19 protein-coding genes, 1 pseudogene and 1 other annotated feature are annotated in these 20,489 nt (G+C 67.7%); of the genes and pseudogenes, 4 read left to right on the top strand and 16 right to left on the bottom strand.

Annotation, left to right across the window (positions count from 1 at the left end; translation table 11 throughout):
- Positions 1-373: 373 nt before the first annotated feature.
- The 4 genes from G6038_RS09590 to G6038_RS09575 form a co-directional block, all read right to left on the bottom strand.
- The gene (locus G6038_RS09590) at positions 374-715 is read right to left on the bottom strand and encodes a hypothetical protein (protein ID WP_165037443.1); all 342 of its coding nucleotides are present in this window, start codon (positions 713-715) and stop codon (positions 374-376) included.
- Between the two features lie 2,059 nt (positions 716-2,774).
- The gene (locus G6038_RS09585; protein WP_165037442.1) at positions 2,775-3,110 is read right to left on the bottom strand and encodes a hypothetical protein; all 336 of its coding nucleotides are present in this window, start codon (positions 3,108-3,110) and stop codon (positions 2,775-2,777) included.
- 392 nt (positions 3,111-3,502) lie between these two features.
- Positions 3,503-4,078: a hemerythrin domain-containing protein gene (locus G6038_RS09580; protein ID WP_165037441.1), complete on the bottom strand. Its 576-nt coding sequence runs from the start codon at positions 4,076-4,078 to the stop codon at positions 3,503-3,505.
- A gap of 209 nt (positions 4,079-4,287) precedes the next feature.
- Positions 4,288-4,545: a Rho termination factor N-terminal domain-containing protein gene (locus tag G6038_RS09575; RefSeq protein WP_165037440.1), complete on the bottom strand. Its 258-nt coding sequence runs from the start codon at positions 4,543-4,545 to the stop codon at positions 4,288-4,290.
- 205 nt (positions 4,546-4,750) lie between these two features.
- On the opposite strand from G6038_RS09575, the gene G6038_RS09570 reads away from it, so the two are divergent.
- The gene (locus tag G6038_RS09570; protein ID WP_240918375.1) at positions 4,751-5,050 is read left to right on the top strand and encodes a hypothetical protein; all 300 of its coding nucleotides are present in this window, start codon (positions 4,751-4,753) and stop codon (positions 5,048-5,050) included.
- A gap of 227 nt (positions 5,051-5,277) precedes the next feature.
- On the opposite strand, the gene G6038_RS09565 is transcribed toward G6038_RS09570, so the two are convergent.
- Positions 5,278-5,802: a GAF and ANTAR domain-containing protein gene (locus G6038_RS09565; RefSeq protein WP_165037439.1), complete on the bottom strand. Its 525-nt coding sequence runs from the start codon at positions 5,800-5,802 to the stop codon at positions 5,278-5,280.
- A 153-nt stretch (positions 5,803-5,955) separates the two neighbouring features.
- On the opposite strand from G6038_RS09565, the gene G6038_RS09560 reads away from it, so the two are divergent.
- Positions 5,956-6,624, top strand: coding sequence for a GAF and ANTAR domain-containing protein (locus tag G6038_RS09560; protein WP_165037450.1), 669 nt, complete (start codon positions 5,956-5,958; stop codon positions 6,622-6,624).
- Between the two features lie 190 nt (positions 6,625-6,814).
- On the opposite strand, the gene G6038_RS09555 is transcribed toward G6038_RS09560, so the two are convergent.
- The 7 genes from G6038_RS09555 to G6038_RS09525 form a co-directional block, all read right to left on the bottom strand.
- Positions 6,815-7,051 (bottom strand): hypothetical protein, encoded by a 237-nt coding sequence (locus G6038_RS09555; protein WP_165037438.1) that lies wholly within the window; start codon positions 7,049-7,051, stop codon positions 6,815-6,817.
- A gap of 581 nt (positions 7,052-7,632) precedes the next feature.
- Complete coding sequence (gene tatA, locus G6038_RS09550) at positions 7,633-7,899, bottom strand: Sec-independent protein translocase subunit TatA (RefSeq protein WP_165037437.1); 267 nt, start codon at positions 7,897-7,899, stop codon at positions 7,633-7,635.
- Positions 7,900-7,943: 44 nt separating this feature from the next.
- Complete coding sequence (gene galE, locus G6038_RS09545; protein ID WP_165037436.1) at positions 7,944-9,017, bottom strand: UDP-glucose 4-epimerase GalE; 1,074 nt, start codon at positions 9,015-9,017, stop codon at positions 7,944-7,946.
- Between the two features lie 194 nt (positions 9,018-9,211).
- Positions 9,212-11,488 (bottom strand): alpha-galactosidase, encoded by a 2,277-nt coding sequence (locus tag G6038_RS09540; protein ID WP_165037435.1) that lies wholly within the window; start codon positions 11,486-11,488, stop codon positions 9,212-9,214.
- Between the two features lie 87 nt (positions 11,489-11,575).
- A complete protein-coding gene (locus G6038_RS09535; RefSeq protein ID WP_165037434.1) occupies positions 11,576-12,511 on the bottom strand; it encodes a carbohydrate ABC transporter permease in 936 nt (311 codons plus the stop codon).
- Positions 12,511-13,431 carry a sugar ABC transporter permease gene (locus G6038_RS09530; protein ID WP_165037433.1) on the bottom strand — a complete coding sequence of 307 codons (921 nt, stop codon included), beginning with the start codon at positions 13,429-13,431 and terminating at the stop codon, positions 12,511-12,513. Before G6038_RS09530 ends, G6038_RS09535 begins: the two co-directional genes overlap by 1 nt.
- A 79-nt stretch (positions 13,432-13,510) precedes the next feature.
- On the bottom strand, positions 13,511-14,476 hold the full coding sequence (locus G6038_RS09525) for an extracellular solute-binding protein (RefSeq protein WP_346772782.1): 966 nt from the start codon (positions 14,474-14,476) through the stop codon (positions 13,511-13,513).
- Here G6038_RS09525 and G6038_RS09520 point away from each other — a divergent pair.
- Both G6038_RS09520 and G6038_RS09515 read left to right on the top strand, forming a co-directional pair.
- Positions 14,467-14,835, top strand: a pseudogene (locus G6038_RS09520) (aldo/keto reductase); the annotation flags it as partial. The gene G6038_RS09525 and the pseudogene G6038_RS09520 sit on opposite strands and share 10 nt — an antisense overlap.
- A gap of 205 nt (positions 14,836-15,040) precedes the next feature.
- Positions 15,041-16,266, top strand: a protein-coding gene (locus tag G6038_RS09515) for an IS3 family transposase (protein ID WP_165037432.1) whose coding sequence is annotated in 2 segments (ribosomal slippage) — positions 15,041-15,323 and positions 15,323-16,266 — 1,227 coding nt in all. Because the reading frame shifts where the segments join, the coding sequence is not laid out codon by codon here.
- Positions 15,310-15,444 (top strand) — a sequence feature (AL1L pseudoknot). It overlaps the preceding gene by 135 nt.
- On the opposite strand, the gene G6038_RS09510 is transcribed toward G6038_RS09515, so the two are convergent.
- From G6038_RS09510 to G6038_RS09495, 4 genes are all read right to left on the bottom strand, one after another.
- A complete protein-coding gene (locus tag G6038_RS09510) occupies positions 16,239-16,607 on the bottom strand; it encodes a hypothetical protein (RefSeq protein ID WP_165037449.1) in 369 nt (122 codons plus the stop codon). The two genes, G6038_RS09515 and G6038_RS09510, sit on opposite strands and share 28 nt — an antisense overlap.
- Positions 16,608-17,378: 771 nt before the next feature.
- The gene (locus G6038_RS09505) at positions 17,379-18,533 is read right to left on the bottom strand and encodes a metallophosphoesterase (RefSeq protein ID WP_165037431.1); all 1,155 of its coding nucleotides are present in this window, start codon (positions 18,531-18,533) and stop codon (positions 17,379-17,381) included.
- Between the two features lie 393 nt (positions 18,534-18,926).
- Positions 18,927-19,244, bottom strand: a complete 318-nt coding sequence (locus tag G6038_RS09500) for a hypothetical protein (RefSeq protein WP_165037430.1) — start codon at positions 19,242-19,244, stop codon at positions 18,927-18,929.
- A 199-nt stretch (positions 19,245-19,443) separates the two neighbouring features.
- Positions 19,444-20,484 (bottom strand): NAD(P)-dependent alcohol dehydrogenase, encoded by a 1,041-nt coding sequence (locus G6038_RS09495; RefSeq protein WP_165037429.1) that lies wholly within the window; start codon positions 20,482-20,484, stop codon positions 19,444-19,446.
- Between the last annotated feature and the right edge of the window lie 5 nt (positions 20,485-20,489).

Raw genomic sequence — 20,489 nt, 5'->3', positions numbered from 1 at the left:
GTCCAACACAGACGAAATCCCCGGTGCTCCCACCCCGGCTGGCGCGTCAGACCGACCCGACACCCCTGAGAAGCACGGAGCCACCCCGCCAGAGTGCGCCCTGACCTACGAACTCCGCCGGGCTCGCCTCCTGCCGCCCCCAGCCTTCGACCCAGCCGGTCCGCGCCGGCACCACCTCCCCCAACTGAAGCGCCGGCAGCTGTCCCGCGGCGCCGGCAGCGGCCTCGCGGCACCGACGGCCGCACCACCGGCGGCCGCCGGTCTCGGTGACGCCCGTGCCCGGCGTCAGCGCCTGCACGGTGTCGGCCGCGGTGGGAAGGTGTCGTGGTGGGATTTGTTCCCGGTGCCCCGCCACGACCGTCACCGCACCGGGTCACTGCGTCAACCGGCGGTCGAAGTCGGCCGCCCGCTGTGTCTGCTGCGCCCTCCGCTCGCCTGCGTCGACGACCGCCGTTCCGGCCGGCAGGCTCGCGGACAGCGCGCCGAGCCTGACGACCGACGAGCTGCGCAGCGCCTCGTCGACGGCCGGCCGGCCGGTCAGCGACTGCCAGCGCACCGCGATCATTCCCGAATCGTGGCCGTTCGGATCGAGCCAGTTGTACACGCCGGGGTCGTGGCCCGAGATCACGAACGTGTACGTGCCGTCCGCGTTCGGCTTCGCCTGGGTGGCGTTGAGACTGCTGGTCCGGTCCCGGTACGGATACGCGACCCCCACGGATCGGAGAGCTGGACGCCGCCAACCCGGCACATGCTGCTCCGGCACCGACCGGTGACTCCTGGGTGATACGGGCACGCGAGTGGTCTCGACGAAGCCCCGCCGCACCGGGGACCGGTGTGCCCGGCCCGCCGGCGCGGGAAGATTCATCGATGCGCGTCGCTCTCCCCCGCGTACCGACCATCGGTGCCGCGGTACTGGCCCGCTCGGCTCGGTCCGCATCCCGCCACGCGTCGGCGCGGGATCCCCGGTGTGCTCGGAGTTGCTCCACACCCCGCCGCTGCCCAGGGATGGGTGAGCGCTGCGTCCAGGTGGTGCGGGTTCAGAAACGGCAGCCCGCGCCACCGCCGCGCGCCCCCTCCGCGGGTACTACCCGAATTCTGTTGGTGGCGTTGATTTTCGACGGCAATAGACGGGGTTCGGGTCGGGGTCGTCGAGAGGGAAGGGGAGTCCGATGTCTGCCGGATTCGATCTGGGCGTCGCGGTCGACGCGTTCCTCGAGCGGCTGAGCGTCACGTTCGGTCTCGGTGTCGGGTTGAGCTGAGCGCGCTCGCCCCCTCCGGGGCCCGGTGCCCCGGTCGCGGTGTCGGCTGCGCCGGGTCCGGGTCCGTCGAGTGTTCCGCACGCCGGCGGGGGCGGCGGGGCGGGACACCTCAGGTGCCGGTCCGGGCGGTCCCCGGGCCGCGACGACACCTCGGGTGCGCGAGAGCGCCGTGGGAAGGCAGGTGACCGGCCCCCGTACTCACCTGGCCGGTACCGGGTGAGGAGAAGCCAGGCTTCTCCGAAGGTCGGTCACACCCCGAATTCCACCCGTCCCACGCCGCCCCGTGCCGCCCCCATCGGCCCGATCACTTGCGCACACCGGCCCCGTCGGGACGCGGTCGACGACCGCTCCCCCATCCCGAAACGCCCAGTCCCGGGTGCGCACCGAGATGCCCCGGGCACGGCAGCCGACGCGTGGCCCTTGTTGCGCACCGCCTCGGCCTCGAACAGCGCGGTGAACGCCTCGGCGAGGGTGTTGTCGTGCAGTGGCCGCGGCTGCCGACCGAGGCAACAGCTCCGGCATCGGCGAGGCGCTGGGTGTAGGGCTCGATACTGCGCACCGCGGTACCACCGGCGGTGCGCCCGGGACAGGTCGTGGGGGATGGCCCGATTCGCACCTCTGCGCGCCTCGGCCGGTTTTATCCTGGTGGGCGAGGCCGTCGCCTATCCTCCTGGACGGCGACCGAGACCCCGCCGGCGTGCGTACCTGACCCCGCGAACTCCGGTGGGGTCGTCTACGTTCGGAGGCCGGACCGGCACGGCCGCCGGCCCCTGTCCATCTCCTACTCCTCCGAGACGGACACCCCCTCCAAGACGGACACCCCTGGTGCGGCGGGGGCACCCACCCTCGAGGGCCGCTCTCGCCCCTTCTGATGTCCCGCCCAGGGAAGGTCGGCGTCGTTCTACAGGCCGGCGGAGCAGACCGTCGGACACGCCGTGCTGCACGGCCCGGTCGATCGCGGCGAGGTCGTGGTCGCGGAGCCGGTGGTAGGTGGCGTCGTGGTGGATCGTCCAGTCGGGTCGGCCGGGTGCGTGCCGGAGGTCTTCACGCAGCAGGGCGGTGGTGTCCGACACCTCGCGCAGTGCCTGCGTCAGCTCCCGGGGGGAGAGTGAGCAGTTCGAGTCCCTCGTCGAAGTCGAGCGGGTCGTCGGGCATGGCGTCCTCGATTCCGACCGGCGACGGTCGGGGTGCGCGGTCATCAGGGCGCCCCCGTCTTCGGACATCTCCCGGATCGACTCGGTGTGCACCGCCTGCGTCGGCGGGATCCGCACCTCGCACCCTACGTCGAGAAGGTCGCTGCGCCGGTCCCCTCCGGCCGGGCGCGCCCCCGGTCGCGGTCGACGACGGGTTCGGTCCGCACGGCCGGGCCGGCGCCGGGCGGCTACCGCCTGGGGCGCATCGGGATCCCGCGGAAGGCGGGCAGGGCATCCGCCTCGGCGGCGGTGTTTCGGAGCCCGGCAGAGACCACCGCCGGGAGCAGCGGCCCTGCGGGGCGGCCCGTGGGGGCGCCTTCGGTCAGCCGGCGAACAGGATTTGGGTGATCTCCGCGTCGCGGCCGTAGAGGTGTGCGGCCTGTACTGTGGCCGCCGCCCGCACCTGGATCTCGGACACCCGGGCCGCGGTGGTCACCGACACCCAGCCCAACGTCGTGGTCGGATCCCGGAGGGAGCACACCCGCACCGACCAGTCCACCGTGCCCGCCTCGCGCCGGCGCGCCGACCCGGTCGACGCCGCCTCGCGCTCGGTGCACGGCAAGGCCGGATCCGCGTGGCCGGCCAGGGCCTGGACCAGATTTTCCAGCGCGGCGGTGGTCCACCGGTGTGCGTGTGTCAGACGCTGGTGCGCGGTCATGACCCGGCCTGTCCTTCCCGGCCGCCACGCTTGCGCGAGAATGTGCCCAGCGCGACGAGAACATAGTCTTTCCCGCTGCCTCGGACCGTCGAGCCCGACTCGCCGGTACCTGCAGCACCTTCACTATAGGCCGGGAGGTCATGACTTTCGCCCCCGAAAGATACTTTGTCTCACCCTGTTTCGCCGCCGGTGCCGGGAGCCCACCGATGGTCGGTCTTCATGGCCGCAGTCGCGTGGCGACGCGCACTCCGACAGGGGGCAGCGCGGTCGGTGAACAGCGCCTCGATACCGGCGTTGAACTCGGTAGTGATACGGGGGTCGGTCGCAGCAGCACCAGGGCCGCCGCGACCCGGTGGTGGATCCGGTCGCGGGACCGGGTGACGGCGCCGAGGTCAGCGTTCGGTACCCCGCCGGGACACCGCATCCCGCAGCCGGTCCAGCAGTCCGGTGACCGGGCCGAGGATCTTGTCACCGGGAGGCTCGTCCGGCGCCGACGGATGAGGCCGGGTGGGGGCGATCTTCTTCACCGCCTCCACCTTGCGGCCGAGGTCGATCAGTTCTTCCGGGCTGAAGACGGTGCGCAGGTGCGGGAAGATCTCGCCCTCCTCCTCCGCGACATGAGCGCGGACCTCGCGCATCAACAACGCCAACTCGGTGTCGAACTCCGGATCCCCCGGGACCAGACGTTCGAGACGTTTCATCGTCTCCTCCGCCTCGGCGTGCTCGTGCTTGGCGCGCTCCGCCTCCGGCTCGCTGACCTTCTTCTTCACCGCCGGATACACCTCGGCCTCCTCGGCCACCGAATGCCGGATCAGCTCGATCGTCACCTGATCGACCAAGTCCTTCCTGCGGGCGCGGGCGGTCTCGCCGCCGGAATCGTCGAGGCCCTCCAGTTCGGCGAACATCCGCTCGACCTCACGGTGATCGTGGGTGAGTACCTCGATCACGTCACGTTGCTGCTCGGCCATGATCGTTCTCCCTTCTCGTCACGGGCAGGCACAGGCGTGCCCGTGGGGGGAGTACCCGCCGGCTCGGCGCACGCACCGCCGTGCCGGCAATGGATGTCGCCGTTGCCGAGCGCCCTACCCACCCGGGGTGCTCCGGTGAGGGCAGCCGGACGCGACCGCTCCGGTGAGGGCGTGCGCGCGTCTCCGGCGGTGGCGGCTCGACCGGAGCGTCAATGGTTGCGCAGGGCGTCGATCAGCTCCCCCTTGCGCTTCGACGAGTAGCCGGACAAACCGACTTCTTTGGCCTTCTTCTTCAGCTCGTCGACGGTCCAGTCCTCGTACGCCGGCGACTTTCCGCCCTTACGGCCGGTCCCGGACCGACCCCGCTCGGCGGCCGCGTTCGCGATCCGCGCCGCCTTCTGCTTCGACGCGCCGCCCTCGCGTACCTCCTCGTACACCTTCTCGTCCTTGATCGACGACCGCGGCATGACCTGCCTCCTCGACTCGGATGATCCGTACATCCGCGAATACCCGGACCGCTGCGCTCCACACCCCGACGGGACTTCGCGCCGCGCCGCCGCCGGTCACCGTCCGAACGGTCGCCGCCCGATACCGTCGGATCCGGAATCTCCCCGAGGGAAGGGGAGTCGTGGTGCGGCACCTGTGTGACGGTGGGGTGCGGTGTAGGGGCCGGTGCTGCTGCTTCCGGGGTCCCGGCTCGCCCGGTTCGTCACCCGGATGCTCGGCTTCCGCAACGAGCAGCACTCGCACGGGACCGACTATCGGCCCGAATTCTTCGCGGGGAGCTTCGAGAACCGGCAGAGTGAATGGTGGCAACGGGTGTTTCAGGCCATCCTGTTGATGGGTGCTCGGCACTGGATCTTCAAGGTCGAGGCCGAGGACATGGAACGCATCGAACGCAAGATCGACCGCATCCAGGACCGCCTCGGGTTACCCACCGCACCACCGGGCAGCGACGACGGTTCCCCGTGACGGACCCGCCCGCACCCGGCCCTTGAGGCGCCGGGGTCTGTTCGAGGATTCCCGGGCTTGCCGGGGCGGTCTTCGGTCCGGTGATTTCGTTTTTCGTTTTCTCCCGTTCTTGTCGCTGAAGGGTTCGACGGCACGGGGTGGACGCCCCTTCGGTCGGGGGCGGGTCGTCCTCGTCCGGTTCGCGGGGGGCCGGGTTCCGCCCTTCCGGACGCCGGCACGGAGCCGAGTCAGCGGCGGGGGTGGTCGAGTTCGGTGACGATCCGCCGGGCGATGACGGCGAGTTTGACGTTGTCGCGTTGGGAGATCTCGACCAGGGCCTCGAAGGCGGAGTCCCCGGAAAGCCCGCGCCGGGCCCTCAGGACACCCTTGGCCTGTTCGATGACCCCGCGGGTGGTCAGGGCCGTGGTCAAAGTGTCGACCTCGTGGCGGGCCCGGTCGAGGTCGCGGGACAGGCCGACGAGGGTTTCGCCGAAGCCGGTGTGAATCTTCAGCAGCACCGCGTCGAGGTCGCTGAACCCGTGGTCGTGGTAGCTGTAGAGATGGAGGGCACCGACGTGCTCGCCGCCGAGACGGAGCGGCGCGGACAGATAGCTGCGCACCCCGATCCCGCGGACGGCGGCGGAGAAGGCGGGCCGGCGCTCGGGCAGGTCGTCGACCCGCACCCGCACGACCCGGCCGGTGCCGGCGGCCGCGAGGCACGGGCCTTGCCCGGTCCGGTACTGGTCGGCATCGATCTCCACGACCCCGGGCATCGGCGGGAGCGTAGGGTTCGCGGTGAGGCGCAGGGCGCCTCCGGTGGTTTCTTCGCGTGACCCGAATGCGACACAGCGTGGCGAGGTACCGACCCAGGGGCGCGAAGAACGGTGGGATCGGTGACCGATTTCGACCACGACACCCTCGGCACGATGATGGCCGAGCTGGCCCGGTCCTGGACCGCCCCGACGGATCTGGACGGCACCCTCGAGCGGGTGACCCGGGCGGCGGTCGAGCTGATTCCGGGCGCGGACAGCGCCGACATCCTGACCCTCGCCGGGCACGGGAGGTACGAGTCGCACGCATCGACCTCGGCGTTACCGGCGGAACTGGACGCGCTGCAGGTCCGGTTCGGGCAGGGGCCGTGTGTCGAGGCGGCCGTGGACGGGTTCGTCACCCGCAGCGACGACCTCACCGGCGAGAAGCGGTGGCCGCGGTTCACCCGGGCGGCGGTGCAGGCCGGGGTGCACAGCATCGTCTCGTTCCGGCTCTACACCCGCACCGACACCGCCGGCGCGCTGAACGTGCTGGCCAGAACCGCCCATGCGTTCGGGGACGAGGCCGTCACCATCGGGGAGGTCCTGGCCGCGCACGCGGCGATCGCGATCACCGCCGGCCGCCGCGAGAGGCAGCTGCGGTCGGCACTGGCCAGTCGCGATCTGATCGGGCAGGCCAAGGGCATGCTGATGGAACGCTTCTCGGTCGGGGCGGACCGGGCCTTCGAGATGCTGGTGACGCTGTCGCAGCACACGAACACGCCGGTGGCCACGCTCGCGGAGCAGATCGTCGCCCGCGGCTCCGACCCCAGGACAGGACGGTGACCGCCGCGTCCGGTCCGGTGCAGCCCTCCCCGCTCGACCCATCCGGGGGCGACGGCACCTGCTGCAGCCGGTGACCGGTGCCTGCCTGACGAACCGGCCGGCCGTACCCCGCGGGGGCACCGATCGCGCCGCCTGCCCCGGCGGTCTCTCGGGGGCAGGCGGCGTTCGGTCCACCGGCGGCCGAACTCCGCTAGGAGGCCGTGCCCAGACGGGTGGCGAGCAGCGCCTTGCCCTGCTCGGCGCCCTTACGGCTCTCGGCCTGAGCCTTGCGGAACAGCTCGACCAGTTCCTGGTCGTCCTCCCGCTCGGCGTCGTCGATGTAGGTGTCCAGCCGCAGGGCATTGCTCAGGCAGGCCTCGACGAACCAGAGCAGGTTGTAGTCCTTGTCCTTGGTGCCGGTCACCGTGCCGGTCTCGTCGCTGGTCATCGCACAACTCCTTTCCTCGGATGCCGACCGCGTACCCGAGGTCGACGGGGGAAAACCCGGAGCGGGAAGAATCGGGTACGGGTACGGGTACGGGCGCGGGAGTAGTACCTGCTACCCGGCCCGACCTTCGGGCAGGCGAGGGCTCCCGTTCGTCCTGGTCGGAGGAGGGACGAAACGGGGTCTGGTCGTCCCCCACGAAGAACGGAAAGCAACCGGTGATCGCGCACTCTCGCTGACGCCGACCTTCGGGGCGAGGAATCCTCACATCACCTCGTACGGCAGCACGCCGAAGCACGAAGGCCCCCGATAGTGCGGGACTTTTCTCTGAATGAGGTCGGGAGCTCGAGTGTTCGCGTGTCCCCAACTTCGCCGCGTCCGCCACCGACGCGTGTCATCGACACTCCGGTCCGCTGCTGGCACCTGCGGTATTGCATTCCCTGATCGGAGCTCCTGTAGGGGAGCATCCGCACATCACCGCCGCATTCCAGCTGAAAGTCCCCACGCGGTGAGCGCCCACCTGCCCAGCGCCACTGTCCGGGCGGTACTGGCGCATCACGGTGACCGATGATGTGACAGAGCCGTCAGACTCTTGCTTCTGCGGCGGTGGGCGACGGATCACCGATGCCTGAGAGTGGCCGATCGATTCCCGGGACAGTGCGCCGAGCCGATGGCGTCGTTTCCGAGGTAGGTGCGGTCGCGGGTTCGTTGGTCATTTCCTTGACTTCGCTCTGGAAGATCCGCATGGAGCGACCCAGTCCGCGGGCGGCGTCGGGGAGTTTCTTCGAACCGAACAGAACGACGACAACGAGGGCGACGATCGCCCAATGCCAGGGACTCATTGCTCCCATGGTGGTGAACTCCTCATGGTAGATGGGATGTATTTCGGGGGTGCTCAGGAGGTCCGAGCAGTTCGGCTTTCCCGCGCCGAGTGGTCGGTGTTGTGGAGCGGTGCCCCACCCGTCGTGCTGGAATTGTCGACAGTCGAGCGTCGTGTGCCATGGGCTCGTTCGCCCAGCGACTGTAGATATGTCCAGGCATCGGCAACGATCTCGTCGAGATCGGCATGTTCAGGGGTCCAGCCGAGTTCGGTTTGCGCCCGCTGACCGGAAGCAATGAGGACAGCAGGGTCGCCCGCACGGCGCGCGGCGTTTCGTGCCGGAATCGACTCGCCGGTCACGCGTTCACAGGCCGAGATCACCTCACGCACGCTGAATCCCGTCCCGGTGCCGAGGTTGTAGATCTGGTGTTGTCCGGGTTGCACTGATGTCAGGGCGAGCAGGTGCGCGTCGGCGAGGTCACGAATATGGATGTAGTCGCGTACGGCGGTACCGTCCGGGGTCGGCCAGTCGGTGCCGTACACCGCAATTTCGTCGCGGTGACCGGCAGCGACCTGCAGCACCAGCGGAATCAGATGTGTTTCCACGACTCGGTTTTCCCCGAGTCCGGCATAGGCACCGGCAACGTTGAAGTAGCGCAGGCTGCAGGCAGCCAGTCCATAGGCCGCTGCATACGAGGTTATCGCGTGATCTATGGCGAGTTTCGTTGCTCCGTATGGGTTGGTGGGACGGGTTCGTGCGTCTTCGGTGATGGGGGTGAGTTCCGGGGTCCCGTACGTGGCTGCGGTGGAGGAGAAGACCAGCTTGGTGGTGCCAGCGGATCGCATCGCTTCGAGGAGATCCAGGGTCTTGACGACGTTGGTTCGCCAGTACGTATGGGGGGACTCGACGGATTCGCCGACGAGTGAGCGGGCCGCGAAGTGCAGCACCCCATCGAATGTTCCGTCTGCGAGCACGCGACCCGCCGCGCGTGCGACGTCGTCTTCGATGAACTTTGCACCCGCGGGGACCGCGTCAGCGTTACCGGTCGACAGGTCGTCGACGATGACGACCTGATGGCCGCTTTCGAGCAGTCTCTTCGCGCAGACGCTGCCGACGTACCCGGCCCCGCCGGTGACGAGTAGTTTCATGTGCATTGCTCCTTCGCGTGCTGGGCGGGACGATCTGCCTTGGGGTTTGTCGCCGGTCATCCGGGATTTTGGCTACCGCGCGAAGGTAGATTCGTCGCGCAGTCAATGTGCCTGTCCGACAGCAGTTGATGGCTGTGCGGCGTCGGCCCACGTCCATGGAACGTGAGCACGATGCCAGTGGCGTTCTGCCCTTGCTAGTTTTCTTCCGTCACCCGGAGCACGACGACGTCGTCGGGGAACGAGGCGGGTGTCTGCAGACCGACGACGGCGAGGACCTGGCCCGTCATGGAGACGCCGGGAACTTCGCTCCCTGCGGACAGTCCGTCGGCTCGTTCGCCGCCGGGCGGTGTGGTGACGGTCGGCAGATTCCGCGTCGGCAGGTTGAACCACGCGGGCGGTTTCAGGCCCTCGTCCGGTGCATCGGCGAAGACGGGACGCACCCGATAGCGCCGGTCAGGGTCGAGCCCGGGCAGCGTGAACCTGCCCCGCGGTGACACCCCGGAGCGCCCCACGTACGCGAGGAAGAACAGCGCCTCCGCCCGGTCCGCCGCGACCGCACCGTAGACGAGCAGGGTCGGGTCGATCTCGTCGGCCCTCACCATCGTTCCCGTGTGCAGGAGTTCACGGTGCCGCTTGTACAGGTCGATCCACACCGCGAGCTGTGCGTTCTCGTCGTCGGTGGCGGTCGCGAGATCCCACTCGATCCCGAGGTGCCCGTACAGCGCCGTCCCCGCCCGGAACGACAGGCGGTGGTACCGGCCCGTCGTATGGGAGATTCCGGACGCGATGTGCGAGCCCAGCAGTTCGGGGGGAAGCAGCTGCATCGTCCACCGGTTCATCTGCTGACGCTCGAGCGGATCGATGCAGTCCGAGACCCAGACGCGGTCGGTGCGCTCGAGGATGCCGAGGTCCACCCGCGCTCCGCCCGACGAGCAGGACTCGATCTCCAGTCCGGGGAAGCGGCGCTTCAGTTCGTCCATCAGCCGGTAGGTCGCGAGGGTCTGGTCGTGGACGCCGGCGCGGCCGTGCGGTGCGGTGCCGGCATCGATCAGGTCGCGGTTGTGGTCCCACTTGATGTAGGCGATGTCGTACTCGGCGAGGATCGCGGACATCCGCTCGAGGATGTGGTCGTACGCCTCGGGGATCCCCAGATTGAGCACCTGCTGGTTCCGTGACGGCACGGGCGTGCGCCCGCCGGTCGCCATGACCCACTCGGGATGCTCCCGCGCGAGGTCGGAATCGAGGTTGATCATCTCCGGTTCGAACCACAGGCCGAACTCCATGCCGAGGGAACGCACGTGATCGACGAGCGGATGCAGACCGTCCGGCCACACCGTCTCGTCGACGTACCAGTCCCCCAGGCCCGCCAGATCGTTGCGCCGGTACCTGAACCAGCCGTCGTCGAGCACATAACGCTCGACGCCGAGCTTCGCCGCGCGATCCGCCAGGTCCGTCAACCGGGCCAGGTCGTGGTCGAAGTAGACGGCCTCCCACACGTTGATCGTGACCGGGCGCGCGCGCCGTGGGTGCGTGGGACGGGACCGGAGGTAGTCGTGGAAGCGATGTGCCTGGTCGTCGAGGCCGACGCCGTAGGCGCCGTAGACCCAGGGCGTTTCGTAGCTCTCGTCGTCCGCGAGCCGTACCTCGCCCGGCAGAAGTAGTTCTCCGCCACCGACAACCTGGAAACCGGTGAAGAGACGTTCGGCGTAGTGCCGGTGGTTGCCGCTGAACGCGACGTGGGTGCCCCACACCTCGCCGCGCCCGAACCCGAATCCGGGCACGCCGACGGAGAGCACCGTCGCGGCGTCCGGGCCGGTGCGTCCCTTCCGCCCTTCGCGTTCGTGGATGCCGACGGTGAGTTCACGGCGCTGCGGGATCCGTTCCTTCCCCCACCGGCCCGCGAAGTCGAGGATCTCGCGGGCCTGCGGCGGGACCGGGAACGCGAGCTGGAGGTCGTCGAGGACGTAGAAGGAATCGCCCTCGTTCGTGACCTCGGCGCGCGCCCTCAGGAGGCCACGCGGCAGCAGTTCGATGTCGAGGACCAGACCGAGATCGGCGACCGTGTCGCGGGCCGTCACCCGCACGGCGCTCGCGCCGCGCGAGATCAGTTCTGGGGCCGCTCCCGGTTCGTACGTGGTGCCGTCGACCGCGAGTGCCGACGTGGTGAACTGCGGCGACCAGTCTGCGCCGTCCCGGTGCCCTGCGATCCCGGGTTTCCCCACCCACCCGGTGTGGTGTTCGGGGAGTATCGACAGCCGCACCGGGAGGTCGACCACATTGCCCGCCGGGGGCTCGATGTTCGCCTGCGCCAAGGCCTGTACGTCGGCGAGGGTGAGGTCGCCGAGCGCCGCACCCCAGTGCACGATCGCCGGCAACCGTCCCCCGGTGAGGTCGAGCACGACGGACACGCCGCCGGCGGTGAGATGGACGTACCCGTGCGAGGCACCGTCGGGGGACGTGGACTGCACCATGGGAAAATCTCCGATTCGTAAAGTGTGAGAAGACGACGTACTACACCGCAGGGATGGATTGGTGTGCGCGTGACTCGAGCGGGGCGGTCACTTGTTTGCTCCCATCGTCAGGCCGGACACGAAATGCCGCTGCAGCGCAACGAAGACGAGCACCGTCGGCAATGCGACGAGCACCGATCCGGCGGCGAGCAGGTTGGTGTCGGTGAAGAAGCTGCCCTGCAGATTCTGCAGTGCGGTGGTGACCGGCAGCTTGTCGCCGCTCACCATCAGCGCCAGCGCCCAGAAAAAGTCGTTGTAGATCCAGGTGATCATGAGCGTCGCGAGCGCGGCCAATGCCGGGCGGCACAGCGGCAGCACCACCTGCCAGTACTGGCGGAACAGCCCGGCGCCGTCCACCGTCGCCGCCTCGAGCAGTTCGGGGGGAACCGTCTTCATGTAGTTGCTCAGCACGAACACGCAGAACCCGGTCTGGAACGCGACGTGCACCAGGATCAGTCCCCAGTAGCTGTCGTAGAGCGAGCCCGACGAACTCATCCAGTACGGCAACGGAACCGCGTTGTACAGACGGAACAACGGGGTCAGCAGCGTCTGCTGCGGCAGCAGATTGCCCGCGATGAACACCGCCAGCATGATCACGTTGAACTTCCACGGGAACCGGGCCAGGATGAACGCCGCCATCGACCCGATGAACAGGATCAGCAGCACCGCCGGGATGGTGATGAGCATCGAGTTGAGGAAGTAGTGCGGGATCCCGCCGACCTCCCACGACTCGGAGTAATTGCTGAGCGTGAAACCGCCGACCGACAGGTAGCCGTGGGTGAGGACGTAGTCGTAGTCGCGGAACGAGTTGTAGAGCGCCCACAGCAGCGGGAATACCCACAACATGGCGAGCGCGGTGAGAAAGAGGTACATCGCCGCGTGCGCGGTACTGAGCCGGCGCCGGTCGGCCACCGCGGCTTTGTTGCGGGGCCCGGTCGGTTGGACGGGCACACTGTGGTCGGTGGGGTGTGTGGTCATGGTCATCAGTCGTCGCTCCGCAACACGATCCAGAGATAGAAGGCTATGAACACCAGCGAGATCACGAGCATGATCGTCGCCAGGGCCGAACCGAAACCCACCCGGCCCGCTTCGCCCACCACATTCGCGGTGACGAGGGCGGAAATGAGTTCGAGTCCGTTGCGGCCCTTGTTGATCACCCACACGAGGTCGAAGGCACGCAGGGCCTCGATGACGGTGATGACGATGATCAGCAGGTTGGTGGGTTTCATCAGGGGGAACACGATGCGGAAGAACGTGCGGATCGGACCCGCGCCGTCCATGAGGGCCGCTTCGCGCACCGACGGGTCGATGGCCTTGAGACCGGCCAAGTACAGCAGCATGATGTAGCCGGTGTGCCGCCAGCTCGCGGCGACCATGACGGCCCAGATGTTGACGTCGGGGTTGCCGAGCCAGTCGACGTCGGTGCCGAGGATGGTGTTGAGCACGCCGCCGTCGGTGGAGTAGATCAGCTGCCACACGAACCCGACCAGCGCCATCGACAGCACCACGGGGATGTAGAAGATGCTCTGATACAGTCGGCTGCCCTTCAGGCCCCGGTCGAGCAAGACCGCGAGGAAGATGCCGAGGATCGTCGGGACGACGAAGAGGAACGCCAGCCAGAGGACGTTGTTGTGGAGGGCCTGCTGGAACGGTGGGTACGCCTGGACGGCGTCGATGTAGTTCTGCGGGCCGATCCACTCGATGGTGGACGTGCCGCCGATGCCGTCCCAGCGTGCGAACGACAGGATCACCGTGAACACGGTCGGGATCCAGACGAACCCGAGCACGATCGCGGCCGGGATGCCGAGCATCAGTGCGATGGTCCATCGGTCGCGGGTACTGCGGCGCACCTTCGGTGCATGGGGTCCGCGTTCGGTGCCGTTTCGGGGAAGAGTGCTGGTCATGTCGTCACCTGGCCTGGCGGGAGGTCGGTGCCATCCGGGCAGGGCGGGAAGGTCACCGGTGAAGATGTGGGTGCGAGTGTCATTGCCCGAACACCGCCGTCTTCTGTCGCTCGATGCTGCGGACCAGGCCGTCGACGTCGTTCGGGTTGCCCAGGAACTGCTGCATCGCCGGGATCATCACGACGGACGCGAAGTCGGGGCGGGTGTCCCGGTCGAGGAACTGGGTGATGGACCCCGCACCCCGAACGAGGGCCGCCGACTTCTGCACGAGCGGAGAGAAACCTGACAGATCGGCGTCACGATGCGCGGGGATCGCCTGCGGATCCTGTGCTGCATAGGCGACCGCGGGCGCGGCTTCGGTGAGGAAGGACAGGAACTGCTCGGCGCCGGCGCGGTTGCGGGGGTCCTTGCGCATCATGAACCCGTCCATCGGCGCCTCCACCGCCGAAGTTCCGACAGCGGAATCGAGTTCGGGGAACGCGAAGAAGTCCAGATCCTCCCGGTCGGGTCCCGCGGGGAAGCTCTGCGCGACGAACATGCCGGCCACCAGCATGCCGACCTCCTTGTTGAGGAGTGCCTGCTGCGCCTCGGACATCTTGCGGCCCAACGGTTGCGGCTGGTGGAACGGCAGGATCTCACGCCAGGTGTCGAACACCGACCGGACACGGTTGTCGGTCCAGCTCACCTCTCCCGCGAGGAGGGAACGGTGGAAGTCGACACCGTTGAGGCGCAGGTCGAGGTAGTCGAACGTGCCGAACGGCGGCCAGCCGTCGCGGACACCGGACCCGATCGGGGTGAGTCCGTCGGCCTGCATGCGCTTGGACAGGGTCACCCATTCGTCGAACGTCTTCGGTGGCGCGTAGCCGCGCTGCTGCCAGAGGCTGGGACGGTAGAACACGGCCCACGGGTAGTAGAAGAACGGGATCAGGTACTGCTTGCCGTCGGTTCCGGTGGACGCCTCGCGGAAACTGTCGCTGAAGCCGCTGCCGTGCGCTTGCCACACCGAACTGACGTCGTCGACGAGTCCGGGTCTGCACCGTTGCACCGCAGGTGAACCAGCTCCTCGTACACGCGGGCAACACCCCGACCGAACTCATCGGCTACTGCGAGAGCAAGGACATCCTCGTGGAGGCGTATTCACCCATCGCCCATGGAGAGATCTTGAAGAACCCAGACGTCAAGGCGATGGCCGACCGGTATTCGGTAACCGTGCCGCAGCTGTGTATCCGCTACACCGTGCAGCTGGGCACCGTGTCGCTGCCCAAGACGGCCAACCCTGAGCACATGCGCGGCAACGCCAAGGTGGACTTCGTGATCTCCGACGAGGACATGGACGTGCTGCGAAGCATGCACGCTCAGGACTACGGCGAGCACAGCGTATTCCCGGTCTACAGCGGCAGGTAGCAGAGTCCGACCTCATCCAAAGGAGTCTTCAGGCTGTCGCGGCAGACCTCGGCATGGGTTGCCAGTTGCTGTCGCGGCGGCCTGGTCGGCCAGCTCGTGCATCAGTGCCGTGGAGGGGTGCCCGGTTCGGCGCTGTAGGCTGAATCGTCCCTGGTTTCATTGAGGGTGAGCCAGATATCCCCGGAAGGATCACCCCAGACTCATCATGGCGAACTACAAATATCCCCAGGAACTCCGTGAGCGAGCGACCCGACTCGCCGTCGAAGCCCGCCGCGACCCCGACACCCGCACCGGCGCCATCAACCGGATCGCCGAGCAGACCGGCGTCCACAAGGAAGCCCTGCGGACCTGGGTGCGCAAAGCCGAAGACGACGAGCTCCCGACCGAGCCGGTCGACGCCGAGGCGCGCATCCGACGCCTGGAGAAGGAGAACCGCGAACTACGACAGTCGATGGAGATACTTCGCTCTGCTACAGCGTTTTTCGCGAAGGCGGAGTTCGACCGCCGACTGAAGTGATCGTCGCCTTCCTCGACGAACACAAGCACCGCTGGGGGATCGAACCGATCTGTCGCGTTCTGTCCGAGAACACCGAGGTCAAGATCGCCCCGGGCACCTACTACGCCTTCATAGGCCGCGAACCCAGCGCCCGAGCGCGCCGCGATGCCCTCCTCAAAGAACACATCATGCGCATCCACTCCCACCCGAGGATGCGGGTCTACGGGATCCGTAAGATCCATGCCCAGCTGGTCCGGGAGGGCCACGAGGTGGCCCGCTGCACCATCGAGCGACTCTGCCGCGAACTCGGTGTCCGTGGCACCGTGCGCGGGAAGTGGCCGCGGACGACGAAGCCGGCACCGGAGACCGATCGGCCTCGTGACCTCGTCGAACGGGACTTCACGGCCACCGCGCCGAACCAATTGTGGGTGGCCGATCTGACGTATGTGCGCACACAATCCGGATGGGTCTACGTCGCGTTCGTCCTGGACGTGTTTTCCCGCACGATCGTCGGCTGGCAGACCTCGACGCGGATGTACACCGACCTGGCGCTCGATGCGTTGAAGATGGGCCTGTGGGCACGACGACGCGCAGGCCAGGACGTCACCGGACTGGTGCACCACAGCGACCGCGGCGTGCAATACCGAGCGCTCCGCTACGCCCAGACCCTGGACCAGGCCGCCGCGGTCGCCTCGGTCGGATCCAAGGGGGACTCCTACGACAATGCCATGGCGGAGGCGCTGAATTCGCTGTACAAGGCCGAGTTGATCTTCCTCGACGGCCCTTGGACCGGGCGCGAAGACGTCGAGGCCGCTACCGCGCAATGGGTGCATTGGTTCAATACCGAACGGGTCCACGGCATGCTCGACTATCGCACCCCGGCCGAGATCGAGACCGCCTACTACGCTCAACGGCCGGCCGCCTCTGCGGCCTGAGAACTGAACACACGCTCAGCCTCAACAAAACTCAGGACTTGACAGGCGGTCAACGTCAGCCCTTCCCTGTCGAAAGCTCCACGGCCGTCCATGCTCAGGTGCAGACCTCCCACGCGCGGATGACGGAAGTCCTCGTAGCCGCATCTCAGATGCGGCCGCACGTCGTGCTTGGCCCACAGTTTCTGCAACTCCAGCGATATGGTGCTCAGTTCACCGACCAGTTCGGTCAGCTTCTCATCGCAAGCATCGTGTCTGACTTCGGTGTGCAATAGTGCGACCGCAGTATTGGCAGCGACCGACCAGTCCGGTCGAGCCGGTCTGCTCCCTCGTCGAGGAAGCAGAGACCCGCCGGGGGGCGGCGAGCTGCGTTGTGCTGTAGCCGAGCCGGTTCACAGCGAGTTCGCCGCCGATGGAGAAGCTGCGAGCGGAATCAGGGGTGCGGGCGTGGGCAGGACAGGACCTGGGGCAGGCCGATCGTTTCGCGAGCCGATAACGCCGGCCGGTGTACGGGCCGTCGTTCCCACTCCGCCTCTGGGTGACGATCTCCAGCGCGTCCGCGAGCGGCTCGAAAAGTTGCCCCACCGGCGGGTTCGGAATACCGAGCCCGAGGTGCTCGCGCTTGTACCCTCGGCGCCGATGCCGAGGAGGCTGTACCTCGGCCTTTTCACGAACGTTGCAGCGTCGGAGCATGCCAGCGATATTGCGTTCAACCATGCCACTTCGGTGGCAGCGATATCCTTGGAATCGTCGCGACGGGTGACCAGTTGCGACTCCATGTGCGAGTGCGTCGGCGTCTTGCAAGGAGGCGCTGAATCCATTGCCCGTCCTGGGTACAGGTGGGTAGACGGCGTCTCCGAGGAGTCCGACGCGGCCGTTCACGATCCGATTTCCGCAGGTCCCTCGTGATGGATGTCTCGATCATGGCGTGGCGTTCGATGCGATTGAAGATGGCGTCATTCCGCTACGTCTCGCGATTGCGCTACGTTGGGGCGGCAAAGTTCCGACAGTTGGCATCCGAAATATCTTGCTTCCAGGGTGTGCGCCACGTTGTCGACGACTGTTCTTGGGCTGGAGGCATGCAAGCAGGACAAAGGTGTGACTACGCAATGATTTCAATCCGCGTGCGCCTGTAGTTCGAGTATCGCCACTTCGGGCGGGGTCGCGATGCGAACCGGCGGGCCCCAGGCGCCGGTACCGCGTGAGGTGTAGATCAGGGTGTCACCGAATCGGTCGACGCCGGTCACCGTAGGTTGCTGTAGGGGCACGAGATAGCCGAGCGGCCACATCTGGCCGCCGTGGGTGTGCCCGGACAGCTGCAGATCGACACCATGTTCGCGAGCATCGAACACGTGCCGGGGCTGGTGGGCGGCCAGCAGCACGAACCGCTCGGGGGCTCGTCCCTGCAACGCCGCGGCCAGATCTGCTTCGCTCGGGGCCGGAGCCGAGTAGTCGTGCACGCCGGCGAGATCGATGGCCTCGCCGTCCCGCTCGAGGGTGACCCGCTCGTTCCGGAGAGTGCGTACCCCGAGGGTCTCCCAGAAATCCAGCCAGGACATCGCGTCGTCGGCGTAGTACTCGTGGTTGCCGCTGACACCGAAGACTCCGAGCGGAGCCCGCAGGTCTGCGAGCGGAACGAGATCTCGCCCCACCAGGGATACGGTGCCGTCGGTGAGATCCCCACCGAGAACGATCAGATCGGGTCGTTCGGCATTGACGAGATCGACGGTGCGACGAGTGAACTCGATCCCGCGCGACGGTCCGACGTGCAGGTCGGTGACAAGGGCGACGCGCAGCCCGTCGAATCCGGCCGGAAGTCGGCGCAACGGTATCCGGGTGTGCACGACGCGGGGGCGGGCGGCCTCGACGGTGCCGTAGCCGACAGCGCCGAGCGTGGCGACGGTGAGTGCGCCCGTTGCGACCCGCAGGGCTCGTCGACGGGCGGGATCGGGGGGTGCAGCGTTGCTGCGGCGGAGGCGGCGCAGTATTCGCCCTGCGAGGGAGACGGCGCCGATCAGGAGTGTGCCCAGAACCAGGTACAGCACGCCGGCCAGCCAGGTCCAGCCGAGGAATCCGAAGGGGCGGGCCCAGTGCGGGTCGAGGGACGTGCCGCTCTGCGCGCCGATCAGCGCAACGACGAGGAGGACGACGAGCGCGCTGTTCGCTGCGACGGCCGAGCTGCCGCGCAGACCGGGGGCCCGGACGAGGCGGCGGTGGAGCCAGAAGGTGACGAGGGCGAGGAACGTCCCCGCGACGAGAAGTCGGATCACGGTGTCAGGACATCAGCTTTCGGATGGCGGCGGCGAGCTCTGGTCCGTCGGTCGTGGCGACGGGGATCAGGACACCGCCGGTCGACAGTGGCCGGGGCGACCTTACCGGCATCCCGGTCCGGTCGGGATGGGACGAGAGGTGCCAATACGATGTTGATCGGTGACTCTCCCCTGCTCCGGCAAGGCGCTCCGGCGTCGCGCCCCGGTGGTCGGGAAAGGCCGGACACAAGGTTCGAAATCAGCCGAGGGGTGGAACTTCAGGGCTACGGGTAGGGCGGGTCCAGATATGTCGTCACCACGAGAATTGTTCGGATAACTCCGACAACCGGTACGCCTCGGTACTGAATTCGAGAATCGGCTCCGCGCTTTCGGTCTTCGGTGCGGTTCGGCAACTCATGCACCGATCTCCTTGCAGAAGGCGAACACCCACACCACCGCCGCACCTGTGGCTCCGAACGCCCACATGGTCAACCATCGACCCACGAGGGCGGTAAGCAGTGCCACGCATCCGGCCACGAAGAACACCATCATGACGGTGTAGAACCCACGTCCGAACCCTCGGTCGTCGCCGCCGACCACAACTTCGATCCGGTCACCTGTCGCCGCTGCTGACTGCACACCGATCAGTAGCACGAACGCAGTGACCATATCCACGGTGCAAAGGCGCCGGTGCGGTCGAGGTGGTCGAGCGCGCTGCGCGGTCGTGGTCACCGGCGAGTTCCTCGACGCTGACCCGACTGGTGTGGAAGCGACGATGCCCACCACGGGGACTGCAGAAAAACCACGGTTCGTCGTGCCTTCCTCGGAGCGTTTGAGTAGCGGTGTGTGCGCCCTGGTGGTGCGGTTGGCCTGCACGGCCACGACTGTGCGTCGGGGACACGGCCGCACCGGACAGGGGCCGGTGCGCAGGTCAGCCGAGGGTGGCGGTGTCGATGACGAACCGGTAGCGGACGTCGGAGACCAGGACGCGTTCGTAGGCGTCGTTGATCAGGTCCGCGGGGATGACCTCGACGTCGGCGCCGATGTCGTGTGCGGCGCAGAAGTCGAGCATCTCCTGGGTCTGGCGGATGCCGCCGATCATCGAGCCGGCGTAGGAGCGGCGGCCGCCAATGAGGGAGAAGACGTTCAGGCTCAGGGGTTCGGCCGGAGCACCGACGTTGACCAGGGTGCCGTCCACCGCGAGCAGACCGAGGTAGGCATCGACATCGATGGCGGCGCTGACCGTGTTGACGATCAGATCGAAACGGCTCGAGAGCTGCTCGAATGTGGCCGGATCGCTGGTGGCGTGATAATGGTCGGCACCGAGCCGCAGACCGTCCTCCTGCTTCTTCAACGACTGGGACAGCACCGTCACCTCAGCACCGAGGGCGTGAGCGATCTTGACGGCCAAGTGCCCCAGACCGCCGAGACCGACAATGGCGACCTGCTTGCCCGGTCCGGCATTCCAGCGGCGCAACGGCGAGTAGGTGGTGATGCCGGCGCACAGCAGCGGCGCAGCGGCCGCGAAGTCGAGTGTCTCGGGCACGAAGAGAACAAAGTCGGCGTCGACGACGACGTGGGTGGCATAGCCGCCCTGAGTGGTGGTGCCGTCTCGGTCGACGCCTGCATAGGTGGGGACCATGCCGCCGAGACAGTACTGCTCGTCGCCGTTGCGGCAGTTCACGCACTCGCGGCAGGAGTTGACCATGCAGCCCACTCCGACGCGGTCACCAACCCGGTGGCGGGTGACGTCGGCACCGACCTCGGCGACGAGACCGACGATCTCGTGGCCGGGGACGAGCGGGTAGGGCTGGGGTCCCCAGTCGCCGCGGACGGTGTGGATGTCGGAGTGGCAGATGCCGGCGTACTTGATCTCGATGAGCACGTCGTTGGGTCCGACGTCCCGTCGTTCGATGACCGCCGGGGCCAGCGGCGCGGAGGCGGACGAGGCTGCGTAGGCATGGACACGCATGCGAG

Origin of the sequence: Rhodococcus sp. 14C212 (assembly GCF_011058195.1) — a bacterium.
In the GTDB taxonomy this organism is placed as follows: domain Bacteria; phylum Actinomycetota; class Actinomycetes; order Mycobacteriales; family Mycobacteriaceae; genus Rhodococcus; species Rhodococcus aetherivorans.
This window is presented reverse-complemented; position numbering and strand designations above follow the sequence as displayed.

Excerpts from the sequence above, each read along its gene's own strand:
- G6038_RS09585 (WP_165037442.1), bottom strand. The coding sequence starts at position 3,110 with ATGACCGCGCACCAGCGTCTGACACACGCACACCGGTGGACCACCGCC.
- G6038_RS09495 (WP_165037429.1), bottom strand. The coding sequence starts at position 20,484 with ATGCGTGTCCATGCCTACGCAGCCTCGTCCGCCTCCGCGCCGCTGGCC.
- G6038_RS09540 (WP_165037435.1), bottom strand. The coding sequence starts at position 11,488 with ATGGTGCAGTCCACGTCCCCCGACGGTGCCTCGCACGGGTACGTCCAT.
- G6038_RS09575 (WP_165037440.1), bottom strand. The coding sequence starts at position 4,545 with ATGCCGCGGTCGTCGATCAAGGACGAGAAGGTGTACGAGGAGGTACGC.
- G6038_RS09530 (WP_165037433.1), bottom strand. The coding sequence starts at position 13,431 with ATGACCAGCACTCTTCCCCGAAACGGCACCGAACGCGGACCCCATGCA.
- G6038_RS09535 (WP_165037434.1), bottom strand. The coding sequence starts at position 12,511 with ATGACCATGACCACACACCCCACCGACCACAGTGTGCCCGTCCAACCG.
- tatA (WP_165037437.1), bottom strand. The coding sequence starts at position 7,899 with ATGGGAGCAATGAGTCCCTGGCATTGGGCGATCGTCGCCCTCGTTGTC.
- galE (WP_165037436.1), bottom strand. The coding sequence starts at position 9,017 with ATGAAACTACTCGTCACCGGCGGGGCCGGGTACGTCGGCAGCGTCTGC.
- G6038_RS09560 (WP_165037450.1), top strand. The coding sequence starts at position 5,956 with ATGATGGCCGAGCTGGCCCGGTCCTGGACCGCCCCGACGGATCTGGAC.
- G6038_RS09580 (WP_165037441.1), bottom strand. The coding sequence starts at position 4,078 with ATGGCCGAGCAGCAACGTGACGTGATCGAGGTACTCACCCACGATCAC.
- G6038_RS09565 (WP_165037439.1), bottom strand. The coding sequence starts at position 5,802 with ATGCCCGGGGTCGTGGAGATCGATGCCGACCAGTACCGGACCGGGCAA.
- G6038_RS09555 (WP_165037438.1), bottom strand. The coding sequence starts at position 7,051 with ATGACCAGCGACGAGACCGGCACGGTGACCGGCACCAAGGACAAGGAC.